Source organism: Streptomyces sp. NPDC048484, assembly GCF_040651415.1.
GTDB lineage: Bacteria > Actinomycetota > Actinomycetes > Streptomycetales > Streptomycetaceae > Streptomyces.
In genome coordinates, this window is record NZ_JBEZJY010000026.1 from 90,263 (window position 1) to 105,743 (window position 15,481).

Sequence of the window (15,481 nt, forward strand, 5' to 3'; positions counted from 1 at the left end):
GCGTGCCCGTACAGATCTTGCACACCTTGCACAGGAGTCCGTGTGTCGAAGCACTCCGCTGTCCCCTTCCTCCGCCGCAGGAGCACCGTCGTCGCCGGTGCCGTCGGCGTCGCCGCCGCCCTCGGTGCCGGCCTGACGCTGTCCAACGTCTTCGCGGCCACCCCGGCCGTGAAGGCCGCGCCGAAGGTGGTGCTCCCCACGGCCAACGCCACGTTCGACTACCAGATCGGCGGGGCGTACACCCCGGCCAAGGGCGTGACCGCCGTGTCGCGCGACCGGTCCGCCAAGCCCGCGACGGGCCTCTACAACGTGTGTTACGTCAACGCGTTCCAGACACAGCCCGACGCGCTGGACTGGTGGCAGGACAAGCACCCCGACCTGATTCTGCGTGACAAGAACGGCGATCCGGTCATCGACGAGGACTGGGACGAGGCGCTTCTGGACACGTCCACGGCGGACAAGCGCACCCGCCTCACCAACGTGGTCGGCGCGTGGGTGGACGGCTGCGCCACGAGTGGCTTCCAGGCCGTGGAACCGGACAACCTCGACTCCTACGAGCGGTCGGGCGGTCGCCTGACCAAAGCGCACAACGCGGCCTTCGCCAAGCTCCTGGCAGACCGGGCGCATGCCAAGGGGCTCGCCATCGGGCAGAAGAACACCGCCGACATGGTGTCGGACAGCACGAAGATCGGCTTCGACTTCGCCGTCGCCGAGGAGTGCGGCCGGTACAACGAGTGCGGCGACTACGCCAAGGCGTACGCGAACCGTGTCTTCGTGATCGAGTACGAGGACAACGGCTTCCAGCGGGCCTGCACGGATTTCGGCAGCAAGCTCGGCATCGTCCAGCGTGACGTCGACGTCTCCCCCCGCGGCTCCAGCGGCTACGCCTTCAAGACCTGCTGAAGCGGGCAGACCGGCCAACCGCAGGGCAGACACCGCGCAGGCAGCACCAAGCCCGCCGGCCCGGCCCGATAGTGCCTTCCTGACCTGGTCCGACGAACCACGCCGAGTGGTTCTGTCGGTGCAGGCGGAGGGCACTTTCTGCGTAAGAGTCTGTGTCGCGTTCTGCGTAAGAGCCTGTGCCGCGTCCCAAGCCCCCTGTCGGCGCCGAACACGGGCCACCTGGCTCCGCCACATCACGCCGCCGCGCTTCGTCGGTTCGGCATGGGGTCCGTCCTGCCGCAGTACCCGGGAGCCGGTGCGGATCACCGGGACGCCGATCGGGCCGCGCGGCGGATCATCGGGTTCCGCAGCGGGTAGGTAAGGGGTTCGGACCGCCGGGATGGGCGTGCACATGCCACAGGGGCACACCAGTGACTCTCTCGCCTTCCCCGCTCATCCGCAGGACACTTGACCAGGAAAGCCGTTGTCGGCGGAGGGGGACGCGAAATGCGTGACAGCCATCGGGCGGAGGCCGAACGGCTGTTGGTCCGGGCCGTGGAGGAGGAAGTCCGGCGTTCGGGCGGCCGGGCCGACGGGAGCGTACTGCTGTCGCGGGCACGGGCCGCGCTGGACACCATGGCACAGACGGCCGCCGAGGAGTACGAGGCCTACACGAAGGCACTGGACGAGGCGGAGGCGGGCCGGCTGACCTTCGGGCAGCGCTACGCCCGCGAGGGCGCCGGAACTCCCCTGCTGGTGGCGGCCGTTGCCGCGCTCGCGGCCGTGGTGGCGGATCTGGCGCTCGGCACCGGCGCGGGCGCGGCGGTGGGCGCCGGCGCGGTCGTCGGCGTCGCCGGCGCGGCGGCCACGGTGGCGAAGGTGACGGCGTCCCATCTGCCGGCCGCGAGCCGCCGCGCGGGCGCCCTCGGCCAGCCCGGCGGCCCGGAGCAGCTGCGCCTGACCTGGCTGACCGCCGTGGAGGTCCGCGGGGTCCGGCCGTTCTTCGACCAGCAGCGGGTGTTCAACGCCGCCACCGGAGCGAAGAAGGGCGCGCCCCAGCTGCGGCGTACGGACAAGAGCGCGGCGGCCCGCCGGCGGAATGTCCTGGAGCAGTCCTTCGGTCAACTCCCCGAGCCGGTCGGGCCGTTCGCCGGCCGCCGTCAGGAACTGCAGCGGATCACGCAGTGGGTGCACGCGGCCCGCGCGAGTACGGAGACCCGGCCGACGGTGGTCGTCCTGCACGGCGCGCCGGGCTCCGGCCGCAGCACGCTCGCCGTCCGCGCCGCGCACGAACTGAAGGACCAGTTCCGCGGCGCGTGCGTGGTGGACCTGCGGGGCGACAGCCCGGAGGAACCCCCGCTGACCACCCGCGACGCGCTGCTCCATCTGCTGAACCGGCTGGGCGCGCCCCGCGAGCAGCTGCTGTTCCGTGAGCGCTCCTCGCAGGACCAGCAGGTCCGGCGCCTCGCCGAGCTGTACCACAAGCATCTGACCGGTCTGCCCGTGACGATCGTGCTGGACGACGCGAACGACGTGGAGCAGGTCCGCACCCTCGTACCGGAACGCTCCGACAGCCTCGTCGTCGTCACCGCCCGCAAACCCCTGGACCTGCCCGCCGCCCTCCCCGCCTGGGTGCACCAGCTCGCGGTGGAGCCCCTGGCCGCGCCGGGCGCCGAGGAACTCCTGAAGGCCGCCGCCCAGGACGACTCGGACCTGGCCCCGTACGACGCCGAAGCCACCGACGAGGTACGGGAGCTGTGCGGCGGGCTCCCGCTGGCGCTGCGCATCGCGGGTTCGTCCCTCGGCCCGCGCACGCCCCGCCGGCTCGCCACCGACCTGGCGGCGTACGGCCCCGTAGAGCCGGTCGAACGGGCACTGTGGCTGCGCTACACGGACCAGTCGGACACGGCGAGGCGGCTGCTCCGGCGCCTCGCCCTGGCGGGCCGCGCCTCGCTGGGTACCGCCGCGGCGGCCGCCCTGCTCGCCGCCGACGAGCCGGAGGCGACCCGTCACCTGGAGGCCCTCTCCCGCGCGGGCCTGATCGACCACGTCCGCGGCAGTCGCTACCGCCTGCACGACGTCGTACGCGCCTTCGCCCAGGCCCGTCTGCTCGACGAGGAGGAACCGGCCGAGCGCACGGCCGCGCAGGAACGTCTCATCGTGAACTACGGGGAGCTCGCGGACTCGGTGATCCGCCTGGTCGACGGCAAGACGTCGACCCGCGCGGATCAGTTCGGACCGCACGGGTTCACCTCGCTGGACGCCGCCCTGCGCTGGCTGGACGACGAGTCGAGCTTCATCACGGCGGCGCTGCGGCACGCGGAGGGCGTGAACCAGGCGGCGGTGCTCAACCTTCTGGGCGCCCTGTGCGACTACTGCCTGCTGCGCGGCGACCTCTACCGGCTGGGCGAGATCAGCGAGCTGGCACAGGCCGTCGACCAGGGACTGCTCGTGCGTTCGGTCCAGTGGCGTACCGGCATCGCGGCCCGTCAGCTCGGCGAACTCGACAAGGCCCGTACGACGCTGACGTCGGTGGTCGACCTCTACTTCGAGGCCCACCACGAGGCGGGCGCGGCACTGGCGTTGTGCTCGCTCGGGATCACTTTGCACCACCAGGGCAATCTCACCGAGGCGGCGGTGAAGTTCCAGGAGGCCCTGGACCTCCAGGCATCCCCCGACCTCGCGGCGGACCGCGCCTGGACGATGCACGCCCTGGCCGCCGTGGAGCGGGACCGGGCGAGGCTGCGCGAGTCCCTGGACCTGCTCACCCAGGCCCTGGTGCTGCACCGCGAGGGCGAGTCCGTGCACGGCGAGGCGTGGGCGCACTTCCAGCTCGGCCAGCTGGGCCTGCGCATGGGCGACGTACCGCGCGCCGAGTCCGAACTCCGCGAGGCCCTCGACCTGTACGGGCGCACGCGCGACGCCCGCGGCGAGGCCTGGGCGCTGACCCAGCTGGCCCGGGCCCGGCTGGTCGACGGCGACCCGTCCCCCGCCGTGGACGGCCTGCGCCAGGCGGCTTCCCGCCACCGCGAGAACGAGGACTCCCGGGGTGAGGCCTGGACGGTGTACTACCTGGGCCAGTCACTGGAGGAGACGGGCAACCTCGACCTGGCGGTCCGTGAGCTGGAGCGGTCCCGGACGATGTTCTCGCGGATCCGCGACGTCTACGGTCTGGCGTGCGCCCGCCATCACTCGGCGCGGGTGACACGCGACCAGCGGGCCGCACAGACCGGCTCGCTCCGGAACTCGGGCTTCGCCCGCCAGCTCCTGGTGGACGCACGGGCCGACTTCCAGCGGATCGGCGTCGCCCACGGAGAGGCCTGGACCTGCCTGGAACTGGCGGTGGTGGACGCGGGCAACGCCCGTACGCAGCCGGCGCTGGCCCTGTGCGACGAGGCGGCCACGCTCTTCGCCTCCTACGGCGACCGCCGCGGCGAGGACTGGGCCCGCTTTCTGCGCTGCACGCTCCTGCCGTACGCCTCCCCCGGCGGCATCGAGGTGGGCACGGCCGTCGCCCAGGAAGAGCTGGCCCAGCTGTCCCGCACCGGCCATCCGGTCCGCGACGGGAAACTGGACGACTACATCGAGGCGTACCAGCTGCTCCTGGAACGGGGAGCCGACCTGGAGTCCGGCTGGCAGGCCTGGCGCCTGGGAATGGTCCCGAACCGCCATGCCCGGGAGGTCATGGGTGTGGCGGTCTCGGCCCATCGGACGTGAGACACCGGTGATACCTCCTGGGTATCACCGGATCGGGCCGCCACCCCGCCCCTAACCCCGGTCGCTTCCGGTGTTCAGCCCTTCGCGGGCGAAGCCTTCCCTCCGGTTCCGGGCCCGGTCCCGGAACCGGTCGAACCGGCCGTCGCCTTCTCGGGGGCCGCCGTCTTCGGGTCGGCGTCCTCCTTGAAGTCGACCCTCCCCAGCTGCCGGTTCATGGACTTCATCAGACCCCATACCGCCACGGCCATCACCGCGAAGACGATGAAGCCGAGGACACCGGGGGTGACCTTGTTCTCGTCGACCTCCTTGGCGAGAGGGACGAGGTGCGTCAGTGCCAGGCTTGCGCTCATATCAGGCATTGTCGCGGATGCCCGCGAAGAGGTCGTCCTCGGGGAGGGACGTATCGACGAGGGACTTCGCCAGCTCGTACTCCTCCGTCGGCCAGACCTCCTTCTGAAGCTCCATCGGGACGCGGAACCAGCCGCCCTCGGGGTCGATCTGCGTGGCGTGCGCGATGAGCGCCTTGTCGCGGATCTCGTAGAAGTCCGCACACGGAACGTGTGTCGTCAGCGTGCGCTCGGCGCGCTGGAACTCGTCCCACCGCTTGAGCCAGTCCCCGTACGGCGACTCCATCCCCCGGTCCAGCAGGGCATGGTGCAGCGCCTCGGTGCGCGGGCGGTTGAAGCCCTGGTTGTAGTAGAGCTTCCGCGGCTGGAAGGCGGGGCCGAACTCCGACTCCGGGTACTTCTCGGTGTCGGCCGCACCCTCGAACGCCACCATCGAGATCTTGTGGGTCATGATGTGGTCCGGGTGCGGATATCCGCCGTTCTCGTCGTAGGTGGTGATCACCTGCGGACGGAAGGAGCGGATCTTCCGGACCAGCTCACCGGAGGCCTTGTCGACGTCCTCCAGGGCGAAGCACCCTTCGGGCAGCGGCGGCAGCGGGTCGCCCTCGGGCAGGCCCGAGTCGACGAAACCGAGCCACTCCTGCTTGACGCCGAGGATCTCGCGGGCCTCGTCCATCTCCTTCTTGCGCACGTCGTGGATGTTCTCCTCGACGTACTTGTCGCCCTGCAGTCTGGGGTTGAGGATGGAACCGCGCTCCCCGCCCGTGCAGGTCACGACCAGCACGTCCACCCCCTCGGACACGTACTTCGCCATAGTGGCCGCGCCCTTCGACGACTCGTCGTCGGGGTGGGCGTGAACGGCCATCAGTCGCAGCTGGTCAGTCAAGACTCAATCCTCAGTAAGTCGGCGCCCCCGTGTGTGACGGCGCAATCCATAGGGGTCGTCCCGTAGGGACGTCGATGAGGGGCGGCGGTCGGGTGACGGGTGGGAGCTTCTATAGTGACCGAACAGACGGGCAAAAAATTCCGGGCCCCGGCTCCGCGCTCCCGCCCGGAAAGCCGGAAAGGACGATCATGAGCACGGTGCAGCTGCCCGACGGCCGGTACGGTCGCTCCGCGGACGAGGGCGCCGACCACAAGCTCAAGATCATCGGTTCCGTGCTCGGGGTGGCACTGCTCGCACTGATCGGCTATTTCGCCTTCCACTACGTGGCCGGCAACAAGATCAGCGCCGAGGTCATCAGTTTCGACGAGTCGGAATCCGCCATGGAAGTGCACCTGGAGGTCCGCAAGGACTCGGGCGTGACGGGCTACTGCACGATCCGCTCCCAGGCCGAGAACGGCGCCGAGGTGGGGCGGGCGGACTTCCGCTTCGACCAGGACGCGAACCGCGTCGACAAGGTCCTCACGCTCCGCACGACGGCACCCGGCACGACCGCGGAACTTCTCGGCTGTCACGCGGACTGATCGCGGTGCGGGCGCACACCGCGACCGGGACTGATCCCGAGACCGAGCCCCGTTCGACGGCGCCTCCGCGTCTACACGCGCCGTCTACACGCGAGCACATCCGACACTGACGGATGTCACTCCCGACAACTGGGCACTGACCTGCGTCGACGTAGTTCTGACAGCTTATGTCCTCCCCTTGCGGCCCGTGAATTGTTAGGCTCGTGGTTTCGCCCACCCGAGAAGGAACATTCTTCTGGGTAGGGCGATGCTTTGTATTCCCAGTACCTACGAGGAGCACCTGTGACCCAGACCAGCGAGAACGTCACCTGGCTGACCCAGGAGGCGTACAACCAGCTCAGGGCCGAGCTGGATCACCTGTCTGGTCCTGCGCGCACGGAGATCGCAGCCAAGATCGCGGCCGCGCGCGAGGAGGGCGACCTGCGCGAGAACGGCGGGTACCACGCGGCCAAGGAGGAACAGGGCAAGCAGGAACTCCGGGTGCGCCAGCTGACCCAGCTCCTGGAGAACGCCAAGGTGGGCGAGGCTCCGGCGGCCGATGGCGCGGTGGCGCCCGGCATGGTCGTGACCATCGCCTTCGACGGCGACGAGGACGACACGCTCACGTTCCTGCTCGCCTCGCGCGAGTACGCGAGCTCCGACATCGAGACGTACTCGCCGCAGTCCCCGCTGGGCTCCGGCGTGAACGGCAAGAAGATCGGCGAGGACGCCCAGTACGAGCTGCCGAACGGCAAGCTCGCCTCGGTGAAGGTCCTCGAAGCCAAGCCGTACGCCAACGCGTAACCCTGTCCGACGCGTCGCCCTGTCCGGCGCGTCGTCCTGTCCGGCGCGTCGTCCTGGCGAAGCCCCCGGTGCCTGCGGATGTCTGCGCGCCGGGGGCTTCGCCATGGCGTCACACCGACCACAGGGGCGGCGAAGGGCGAAGAAGCCTGATCAGCCGTCCGCCTGGCGGTACTTGCGCACAGCCAGAGTGCGGAAGAGGACGACGATCAGCACGGACCAGATCACCGAGGCCCAGACAGGATGTTCCATGGGCCAGGCGTCGGACTGCACGACGCCCGGGTTGCCGAACAGTTCGCGGCAGGCCTGCACCGTGGCACTGAAGGGGTTCCACTCGGCGATGTGCCGCAGCCAGGGGGTCATCTGGCTGGAGTCCACGAAGGCGTTCGACACGAACGTCACCGGGAACAGCCAGATGATCCCTCCAGAGGTCGCCGCCTCGGGAGTACGCACGGACAGGCCGATCAGCGCTCCGATCCAGGTGAAGGCGTAGCCCAGGAGGAGCAGCAGACCGAAGCCGGCCAGGATCCTTCCGGCGTTGGTCGGCTCCATGGAGCCGGTGCGCCAGCCCACGATCAGCGCGACGACCGCGAGGACGAGCAGCGTGATGGCCGTCTGCACGAGATCGGCGACGGTGCGGCCGGTCAGCACCGCGCCCCGGGCCATCGGCAGGGAGCGAAAGCGGTCGATGAGCCCCTTCTGCATGTCGTCCGCGATCCCGGCTGCCGCTCCCGCCGTGGCGAACGTGACAGTCTGCGCGAAGATGCCCGCCATCAGGAAGTCCTTGTAGACGCCCGCGTCGGTGCTGTTCCCGATCTTCATCGAGCCACCGAAGACGTAGGTGAACATCACCACGAACATCACCGGCTGGATGATCCCGAACAGAATCATCTCCGGAATCCGGGTCATGCGGATCAGGTTCCGCTTGGCGACGACCAGGGAGTCCCGGACGGACCGGCCGAGGGAGCCTCCCGGAACCGCGGTCCGCACGGCATCGCTGACGGTGCTCACTCGGCGGCCTCCTTCTTGCGCTTGGGTGTCTTGGCGTCGGCGGCCTCGCCGTTCCCCTCGTCCTTCTGCTCGGCGAGGTGGCCCGTCAGGGACAGGAACACGTCGTCGAGGGTGGGTCGGCGCAGGCCGATGTCGTCGATCTCGATGCCGCGGGCGTCCAGCTCGCGGATGACCTCCGCGAGGAGCTTCGCGCCGCCCGTGACGGGCACGGTGAGCCGGCGGGTGTGATCCTCGACCGTGGTCTCACCCTTGCCGAAGCCCCGCAGGACCTCCGTGGCGGTCGCGATGTGCTCGCGGTCGTGGACCACGACCTCCACGCGCTCGCCGCCGGTACGGGCCTTGAGCTGGTCGGAGGTGCCGCGGGCGATGACCTTGCCGTGGTCGACGACGCAGATGTCGTGCGCGAGGTGGTCGGCCTCTTCGAGGTACTGGGTGGTGAGCAGCAGCGTCGTACCGCCCGAGACCAGCTGCTTGATGACCTCCCACAGCTGTTGGCGGTTGCGCGGGTCGAGGCCGGTCGTCGGCTCGTCCATGAACATGACCGGCGGCGAGACGACGAGCGCCGCCGCGAGGTCGAGCCGGCGGCGCATACCTCCGGAGTACGTCTTCGTCGTCCGGTCGGCGGCCTCGGTGAGGTTGAACTGCTCCAGCAGCTCGACCGCGCGGACCTTCGCCTGCTTCGCCCTCATCTGGTAGAGCTGGCCGACCATCTGGAGGTTCTCGCGGCCCGTCAGGTACTCGTCGACCGCGGCGAACTGGCCGGACAGGCCGATCGAGCGCCGTACGTCGTTCGGGTTCTTCAGTACGTCGATGCCCGCGACGACCGCCCTGCCGCTGTCGGGCCGGAGCAGGGTGGTGAGGCAGCGGACCGCTGTGGTCTTGCCCGCGCCGTTCGGCCCGAGGAGGCCGAGGACCGTGCCCTCCGGGACATCGAGATCGACGCCGTCCAGAGCCCTTACGTCGCCGAAGGTCTTCACCAGGCCTTCGGCGTAGATGGCGCCTGGCATGTAAGTCTCCCAAGTGGTTGGGGATCCAGCGGAAAGTGATGGGTGAGGCGACTATTTTCGCCTGCTTTGCGCTGCCCGGCGAGTGAATATCTCACCGCCCCGGGCGGCCTGTAAGGAGAGACACACCATAACGCGATGTATCGCGTCTGCTCAAGCAGTTTTTTGCGCTTTCTTTCCCACCTGGATTCCGGCCGGCCCCAACCGGCCTCAGCCGATGACCGTGTAACCCGCCCGCCGCAGCGCCGAGTTCACCTCGGCGCAGTGCTCCGGCCCCTTCGTCTCCAGGTGCAGCTCGACCTCCACCTCCGTGAGCCCGAGCCGGGGATCGGTCCGTACGTGACTCACATCGAGGACGTTAGCGTCCACCACTGACAACACCCCGAGAAGTGTGGCCAGGGCGCCGGGCCGGTCCGTCAGCCGCAGCGTGACCGCGAGGTAGCGGCCGTTCGCGGCCATGCCGTGGCGCAGGATGCGCTGTATCAGCAGCGGGTCCACGTTTCCGCCGGACAGCAGCGCGACGACCGGGCCCTCGAAGGCGCCCGGCTCGCTCATGATCGCCGCGACCGGGCTCGCGCCGGCGGGCTCGACGACCAGCTTGGCCCGCTCCAGGCAGAGCAGCAGCGCACTGGACAGCGCGTCCTCGGAGACCGTACGGACCTCGTCCACCAGGTCGCCGATGATCCGGAACGGCACGTCCCCGGGCCGCCCGACCTTGATCCCGTCGGCCATCGTCGCCGGCTTCTCGACCGACACCGGGCGCCCCGCCGAGAGCGAGGGCGGGTACGCGGCCGCGCCCGCCGCCTGCACCCCCACGATCCGCACGTCCGGCCGCAGCGCCTTCACCGCGACCGCGATGCCCGCGGCGAGCCCGCCACCGCCGATCCCCACGACGATCGTGCGCACCTCGGGGCACTGCTCCAGGATCTCCAGGCCGACCGTGCCCTGCCCGGCGATGATGTCGGGGTGGTCGAAGGGGTGGATGAAGACGGCGCCCGTCTCGGCCGCGTACTCCTGCGCGGCGGCCAGCGTCTCGTCCACCACCGTGCCGTGCGTACGCACCTCGGCGCCGTAGTGCCGGGTGGCCGCGACCTTCGGCAGCGGGGCGCCCGACGGCATGAACACCGTGGAGCGCACGCCGAGCAGCGAGGAGGCCAGGGCGACGCCCTGCGCGTGGTTGCCGGCACTGGCCGCGACCACCCCGGCGGCCCGCTCCTCGGGAAGGAGCCCGGCGATCCGCACGTACGCGCCGCGCAGTTTGAACGAACCCGTGCGCTGGAGGTTCTCGCACTTGAAGTGGACCGGCGCGCCGACCAGCCGGGACAGGTACCTGCTGCCCTCCATGGCGGTCATTCGTGCCACGCCCGAGAGCATCTTCTGGGCGCCGCGCACGTCGTCGAGGGTCACCAGCGGCAAGGAGTCAGCCGTGCGGTAGCTCATGACCACCAGTCTCGCAGTTCACACCGCGCCCCACCGTCCGTGACCACCGTCCGAGACCGGTTTGCTCAGCGCCCGTACGGCCCGCCCCCGGTCCGCGTACTCTGTCCCCCAACCCAGCCCCACGCATGAATAGAGCCCCCGGCCATGCCCACAACGCCTGAAATGTCGATGGACATGACAACTGTCGGTGACACCGGTCTTCTCGAAACGCTGCAGCACGAGGTCGCGGTGTTCGCCCGCCGTGCCGAACAGACCCGGCTCGGCGGGGTCGGCCAGGTGCGCAACTCGATGGACCGCGCCGCGTATCTGCTGCTCAACCGCCTCGACAAGGAGGGGCCCATGGGCGTCAAGGCACTCGCCGCGAGCATGGGCATCGACTCGTCGACGGTCACCCGGCAGGTGGCCCCGCTGGTCGACACCGGCCTCGTCAAGCGCACCTCACACCCGGAGGACGGCCGTGCCGTGGTGCTCCAGCTGTCGCCGCGCGGACTGTCCCGCCTGGAGGAAGTGCGTTCCTCAAGGCGGCAGTTGATGTCCGAGGTGACCCAGGAGTGGTCACCCGAGGAGCGCGAGGCCTTCTGCACACTGCTCACCCGCTTCAACGCCGCGCTCTCCACCCGGATGGCCGCGTCGCCGTCCGTAGAGGCACCGACCACGTCCTGACGGCCCCGAGGCACCCGTCCGCGCCCGCGCCCGCAGGCGCTTCTGCCTTCGGCCGTCCCATTGCCTTGCCCCACGCCGCCTCACGCTCTCTCCCGCAGCCCCACGCTCTCTTGTACCGTCTCGTGCCGGCCTCTTGACCAGGGGCCCGCGCCTGGCCTCATATGAGATCGGGTCCTGACGTACGCGGCGGTCTCGGCGTACGTCTCCAGGGCCCGGTTTCTCACCGTCGGGAGGCACGGTGCGAGAGCGGCAGGCGTCCCGGAACGTCCGCCGTGCCCGGGAGTTCGAGGCGTTCGTCGCGGGTGCGGGGGGACGGTTGCTGCATGCCGCCACGCTGCTCACCGCGGAGCCCCCGGGCGACAACCCGCGCGCGCGACGCCTGCTCGTCGCGGCCCTGTCCCACACTTACGCCGTATGGGACCGGCTGCACGGCGAGGACCCGTACGACCGGACCCGGCAGTACCTGGCCGTGCGCTTCGCGCGTGGGGCCTGGCACCAGTACGGCGGCCTCGGCTGGGCGCACCCCCGAAGCCGCCCGAACCCCGGCAGCGCCCTGAGCTGCCTCACCCCGCAGGAACGGCTGATCCTCGTGCTGCGCATGTACGAGGGCGTCGCCGAGGAACAGGCCGCGGCGCTGCTGGGACTGCCCACGGAACGCGTACGGACGATCTGCGCCCGAGCCATGGCCACCCTGCTGCATCCGCCGCGGGAGGCCGCCCCGCCCATCGCGAAGGTGGTGCCGTCATGAGCCCGGTGAGCCGCAGGGAGGCCGATGTCCGGCGCATCCTGGAGCAACCGCAGCCGCCTGTACCGCCGGAGCTCTACACGGAAGCGGTACGCAGGGGCGGACGGATGATGCGCCGCCGAACGGCCGCCCGGCGGCTGACGTGGCTGCTGCTGCTCGCGGCGGCCGTGGCCTTCGTGGTGTGGATGTCGGTCGCCCAGCCGTGGGTGGAGCCGCCGTCTGAGACGACTCCACCGCTGACCGGCTGGTGAGCCGCCAGCCCAGCCGGCTGGCCTATCCCAGGGCCTGCTTGAGGTCCTCAAGGAGGTCGTCGACGTTCTCGATGCCCACGGAGAGGCGTACGAGATCGGCGGGGACCTCAAGAAGGGACCCGGCCACGGACGCGTGCGTCATGCGCCCCGGATGCTCGATCAGGGACTCGACACCGCCCAGGGACTCGCCCAGGGTGAACACCTTGGCCCGGTTGCAGACCTCGACGGCCGCCTCCTCGCCCCCCTCGACCTGGAAGGAAATCATGCCGCCGAACGCCCTCATCTGCTTGGCGGCGGTCTCGTGACCGGGGTGCTCAGGAAGGCCCGGGTACAGAACGCGCGTCACGCGCGCGTGCCGGGTGAGCATCTCGGCGACCTTGGTGGCGTTCTCGCTGTGCCGGTCCATCCGGACGGCGAGCGTCTTGATGCCGCGCAGCACCAGCCAGGCGTCCATGGGGCCGGCCACCGCGCCCATCGCGTTCTGGTGGTAGGCCAGCTCCTCGCCGAGCTCCTGGTCACCGACCACGAGCGCACCCCCGACGACGTCGGAGTGGCCACCCATGTACTTGGTCAGCGAGTGCACGACGACGTCCGCGCCGAGCGCGAGCGGCTGCTGGAGGTAGGGGCTGGCGAAGGTGTTGTCAACGACCAGCTTCGCACCGGCCTCGCGCGCGACGTGCGAGAGCGCGGCGATGTCGGTGATGCCGAGGAGCGGGTTGGAGGGGGTCTCCACCCAGACGGCCTTGGTCTTCGGGGTGATGGCGGCCCGTACGGCCGCAGGGTCGCTGGTGTCGGCGACCGACCATTCCACCCCCCACCGCGAGACGACCTTCGCGAAGAGACGGAACGTACCGCCGTACGCGTCATTGGGGATGACCACGTGGTCGCCGGGGCTGAGCAGCGTACGCAGCAGGCAGTCCTCGGCCGCCAGTCCGGACGCGAACGCGAGCCCGCGGCGGCCGCCCTCCAGGGCCGCGAGGTTCTCCTCCAGGGCGGTCCTGGTCGGGTTGGCGCTGCGGCTGTACTCGTAGCCGCCGCGCAGACCTCCGACGCCGTCCTGCTTGTAGGTCGAGACCTGGTAGATCGGCGGGACGACCGCGCCGGTAAGGGGATCGGCGGTGTTGCCCGCGTGGATCGCCACGGTTTCGAAGTGCTGGCTGATGTGCCTGTCGCTCATGGGCACCGAGGGTAATGCGCCCGCGGGGATTGTGACGGCGGACGTCCCCCCACCTCTTCCGCCGGCGCCCCCTCCCGTAGGTTTTCCACAGGATTCGCGGACCTGGTTCGCCAATTGCCGGACCGGTCTGGTTCGCTTGTGGCATGGAGATTCTCTGGGTCCTGATGGCCCTGCTCATGATCGGATTCGCCCTGGGGCCGATCCTGAGGCGCAGGCGGGTCGGTATCCAGCAGGTCGCCCCCGGCGATCCGGACGGAGCCGACCCGGCGAACTACGGCTTTCTGCGCCAGGAGGAGCTGGACATCCGCATGCCCGGCCCCGACCAGGATCTGCTGGAGGTCCTGGACCTGGTGCAGCGCAGCCAGGACCACCGCGCGGCGTCGCAGCTCCTCGCCGGCACGGAGACGGAGGGCGAGCGTCGCTGGCAGCGCGTCCAGGCCTTCGCGGGCGCCGCGTCACTCGAACTGCAGCAGCGCCCAGGCGGTGTGAGCGACAGCCCCGGCGGGCAGTGGCTGCGGGTGTGGCGGGCCGAGCAGGCCAAGGACGCGGGTGGCGCCGCCGTGCACGCGGAGTTCCTGGTGCAGCAGGCGTGGCGTACGTCGTCACCGGGGACGGACGAGTTCCGGATCATCATGGAGGAGGCGCGGGCCGCCTGTGGCGACGCGGCACTGCTGGCTCCGGGTGACCCGATCCCGTACATCATCGAACTCTCGGTGGCCCGCGGGCTCGCGTACTCCCAGCCGGAGTTCGAGAAGCTCTGGCTGAAGATCCTGGACCGGGCGCCCGCGCACATGGGGGCGCATCTGGCGGCGCTGCACTACTGGTGCGAGAAGTGGCACGGCTCGCGGGAGACGGCGTACTCGTTCGCGGAGGCGGCCGCCGCCCGCGCCCCGCACGGCTCTCTCCTCGCGGCCATGCCGCTGTTCGCGGTCTTCGAGCACCTCCCCGAGGTGAACCTCGTCAGCGGCTTCTACCAGAGCGAGGTCGTGACCAAGGCGGTCCACGGCGCGCTCTTCGCGGTCCACTCGGCCCGTTCCGACGACCCGATGCTCGCCCACGTCCGCCATCTGCTGATCTTCTTCCTGGTCCGCGGCGAGCGCTGGTCGGAGGCGATGACCCAGCTGGTGCACGTCGACGGCCACGTGGGCGCCCTGCCCTGGACACTGACCCGGGACCCGGCGGCGGACTACGCGGTGTACCGGGCCATGGCGGTGGCGGGCTACGAGGCGAACGGAGGGAACCCGGCCACGCTGTCGCACTGATTCGCACTGAGCGGAGCCCCGACCGGAGCGAAGCAGCAGCCGTCCCAGTCCGTAAAATCAGGTCGCCGTGCCGGCCCTGCCCTGCCGCAGAGCGCCCTGCCGCGGAGCCTCGGCCCAGTTCTCGCCGGGCTCCGCCGGACCGCCTCGCCCGCTCAGCCCTCCGTGCCCGCTCAGCCCTCCGTGCGGGCCGGCAGCCGCCATCCCGGGCGCGGGAAGTGGCAGGTGTAGCCGTCCGGGTATCGCTGCAGGTAGTCCTGGTGCTCGGGCTCGGCCTCCCAGAAGGGGCCGACCGGCTCGACCTCGGTGACGACCTTGTCCGGCCACAGCCCGGATGCGTCCACATCCGCGATCGTGTCCTCAGCGGTCCGCTTCTGCTCGTCATCCACGTAGTAGATCGCCGAGCGGTAGCTGAGGCCGATGTCGTTGCCCTGACGGTTCTTGGTGCTCGGATCGTGGATCTGGAAGAACAACTCCAGGATCGCGCGGAAGTCGGTCTTCGCCGGGTCGAAAAGGATCTCAATGGCCTCCGCGTGCGTGCCATGGTTACGGTACGTCGCGTTCGGCACGTCGCCCCCGGTGTATCCGACCCGGGTCGCCGTCACGCCCGGGAGCCGGCGGATCAGGTCCTCCATCCCCCAGAAACATCCGCCCGCCAGCACGGCCCTCTGCGTCTGCGCAGCCATGTGCGACCCTCCAAAATCTGTCAGTTCAATCACTCGGGATGCTCGGCTCACA

Annotated in this window: 15 protein-coding genes; 8 read left to right on the forward strand and 7 right to left on the reverse strand. The window is 70.2% G+C overall.

Going from position 1 to position 15,481, the window contains the following annotated elements; translation table 11 throughout:
* The first annotated feature begins 42 nt into the window (after positions 1-42).
* Both AB0D14_RS25885 and AB0D14_RS25890 read left to right on the forward strand, forming a co-directional pair.
* Positions 43-903: an endo alpha-1,4 polygalactosaminidase gene (locus AB0D14_RS25885; protein ID WP_362783239.1), complete on the forward strand. Its 861-nt coding sequence runs from the start codon at positions 43-45 to the stop codon at positions 901-903.
* Positions 904-1,389: 486 nt separating this feature from the next.
* A complete protein-coding gene (locus tag AB0D14_RS25890) occupies positions 1,390-4,599 on the forward strand; it encodes a tetratricopeptide repeat protein (protein WP_362783242.1) in 3,210 nt (1,069 codons plus the stop codon).
* Between the two features lie 74 nt (positions 4,600-4,673).
* On the opposite strand, the gene AB0D14_RS25895 is transcribed toward AB0D14_RS25890, so the two are convergent.
* Both AB0D14_RS25895 and mca read right to left on the reverse strand, forming a co-directional pair.
* On the reverse strand, positions 4,674-4,958 hold the full coding sequence (locus AB0D14_RS25895; protein ID WP_362783245.1) for a hypothetical protein: 285 nt from the start codon (positions 4,956-4,958) through the stop codon (positions 4,674-4,676).
* Entirely contained in the window at positions 4,951-5,811 is an 861-nt protein-coding gene (gene mca, locus AB0D14_RS25900) for a mycothiol conjugate amidase Mca (RefSeq protein WP_362783399.1), read from the reverse strand. The genes AB0D14_RS25895 and mca overlap by 8 nt, the downstream gene beginning before the upstream one ends.
* A 209-nt stretch (positions 5,812-6,020) precedes the next feature.
* Between mca and AB0D14_RS25905 the strand changes: the two genes are divergently transcribed.
* Together AB0D14_RS25905 and greA are read left to right on the forward strand one after the other, a co-directional pair.
* Positions 6,021-6,413, forward strand: coding sequence for a DUF4307 domain-containing protein (locus tag AB0D14_RS25905; protein WP_362783248.1), 393 nt, complete (start codon positions 6,021-6,023; stop codon positions 6,411-6,413).
* Between the two features lie 282 nt (positions 6,414-6,695).
* Positions 6,696-7,196, forward strand: a complete 501-nt coding sequence (greA, locus tag AB0D14_RS25910; RefSeq protein WP_362783251.1) for a transcription elongation factor GreA — start codon at positions 6,696-6,698, stop codon at positions 7,194-7,196.
* A gap of 150 nt (positions 7,197-7,346) precedes the next feature.
* Here the strand turns inward: greA and AB0D14_RS25915 are convergent, their stop codons facing one another.
* The 3 genes from AB0D14_RS25915 to ilvA form a co-directional block, all read right to left on the reverse strand.
* Positions 7,347-8,204: an ABC transporter permease gene (locus AB0D14_RS25915; RefSeq protein ID WP_362783254.1), complete on the reverse strand. Its 858-nt coding sequence runs from the start codon at positions 8,202-8,204 to the stop codon at positions 7,347-7,349.
* Complete coding sequence (locus tag AB0D14_RS25920) at positions 8,201-9,211, reverse strand: ATP-binding cassette domain-containing protein (RefSeq protein WP_362783257.1); 1,011 nt, start codon at positions 9,209-9,211, stop codon at positions 8,201-8,203. Before AB0D14_RS25920 ends, AB0D14_RS25915 begins: the two co-directional genes overlap by 4 nt.
* A gap of 207 nt (positions 9,212-9,418) precedes the next feature.
* Positions 9,419-10,648, reverse strand: a complete 1,230-nt coding sequence (gene ilvA / locus AB0D14_RS25925; protein ID WP_362783260.1) for a threonine ammonia-lyase — start codon at positions 10,646-10,648, stop codon at positions 9,419-9,421.
* Between the two features lie 162 nt (positions 10,649-10,810).
* Between ilvA and AB0D14_RS25930 the strand changes: the two genes are divergently transcribed.
* From AB0D14_RS25930 to AB0D14_RS25940, 3 genes are all read left to right on the forward strand, one after another.
* Positions 10,811-11,311 (forward strand): MarR family transcriptional regulator, encoded by a 501-nt coding sequence (locus tag AB0D14_RS25930; protein ID WP_362783401.1) that lies wholly within the window; start codon positions 10,811-10,813, stop codon positions 11,309-11,311.
* Positions 11,312-11,549: 238 nt separating this feature from the next.
* A complete protein-coding gene (locus AB0D14_RS25935; protein WP_362783263.1) occupies positions 11,550-12,059 on the forward strand; it encodes a sigma factor-like helix-turn-helix DNA-binding protein in 510 nt (169 codons plus the stop codon).
* The gene (locus tag AB0D14_RS25940; protein WP_362783266.1) at positions 12,056-12,307 is read left to right on the forward strand and encodes a hypothetical protein; all 252 of its coding nucleotides are present in this window, start codon (positions 12,056-12,058) and stop codon (positions 12,305-12,307) included. Before AB0D14_RS25935 ends, AB0D14_RS25940 begins: the two co-directional genes overlap by 4 nt.
* Positions 12,308-12,329: 22 nt before the next feature.
* On the opposite strand, the gene AB0D14_RS25945 is transcribed toward AB0D14_RS25940, so the two are convergent.
* A complete protein-coding gene (locus AB0D14_RS25945) occupies positions 12,330-13,484 on the reverse strand; it encodes a cystathionine gamma-synthase (protein WP_362783269.1) in 1,155 nt (384 codons plus the stop codon).
* Between the two features lie 143 nt (positions 13,485-13,627).
* Between AB0D14_RS25945 and AB0D14_RS25950 the strand changes: the two genes are divergently transcribed.
* Positions 13,628-14,746 carry a hypothetical protein gene (locus AB0D14_RS25950; protein WP_362783271.1) on the forward strand — a complete coding sequence of 373 codons (1,119 nt, stop codon included), beginning with the start codon at positions 13,628-13,630 and terminating at the stop codon, positions 14,744-14,746.
* A gap of 170 nt (positions 14,747-14,916) precedes the next feature.
* On the opposite strand, the gene msrA is transcribed toward AB0D14_RS25950, so the two are convergent.
* A complete protein-coding gene (gene msrA / locus AB0D14_RS25955; protein ID WP_362783274.1) occupies positions 14,917-15,429 on the reverse strand; it encodes a peptide-methionine (S)-S-oxide reductase MsrA in 513 nt (170 codons plus the stop codon).
* Positions 15,430-15,481: the final 52 nt, after the last annotated feature.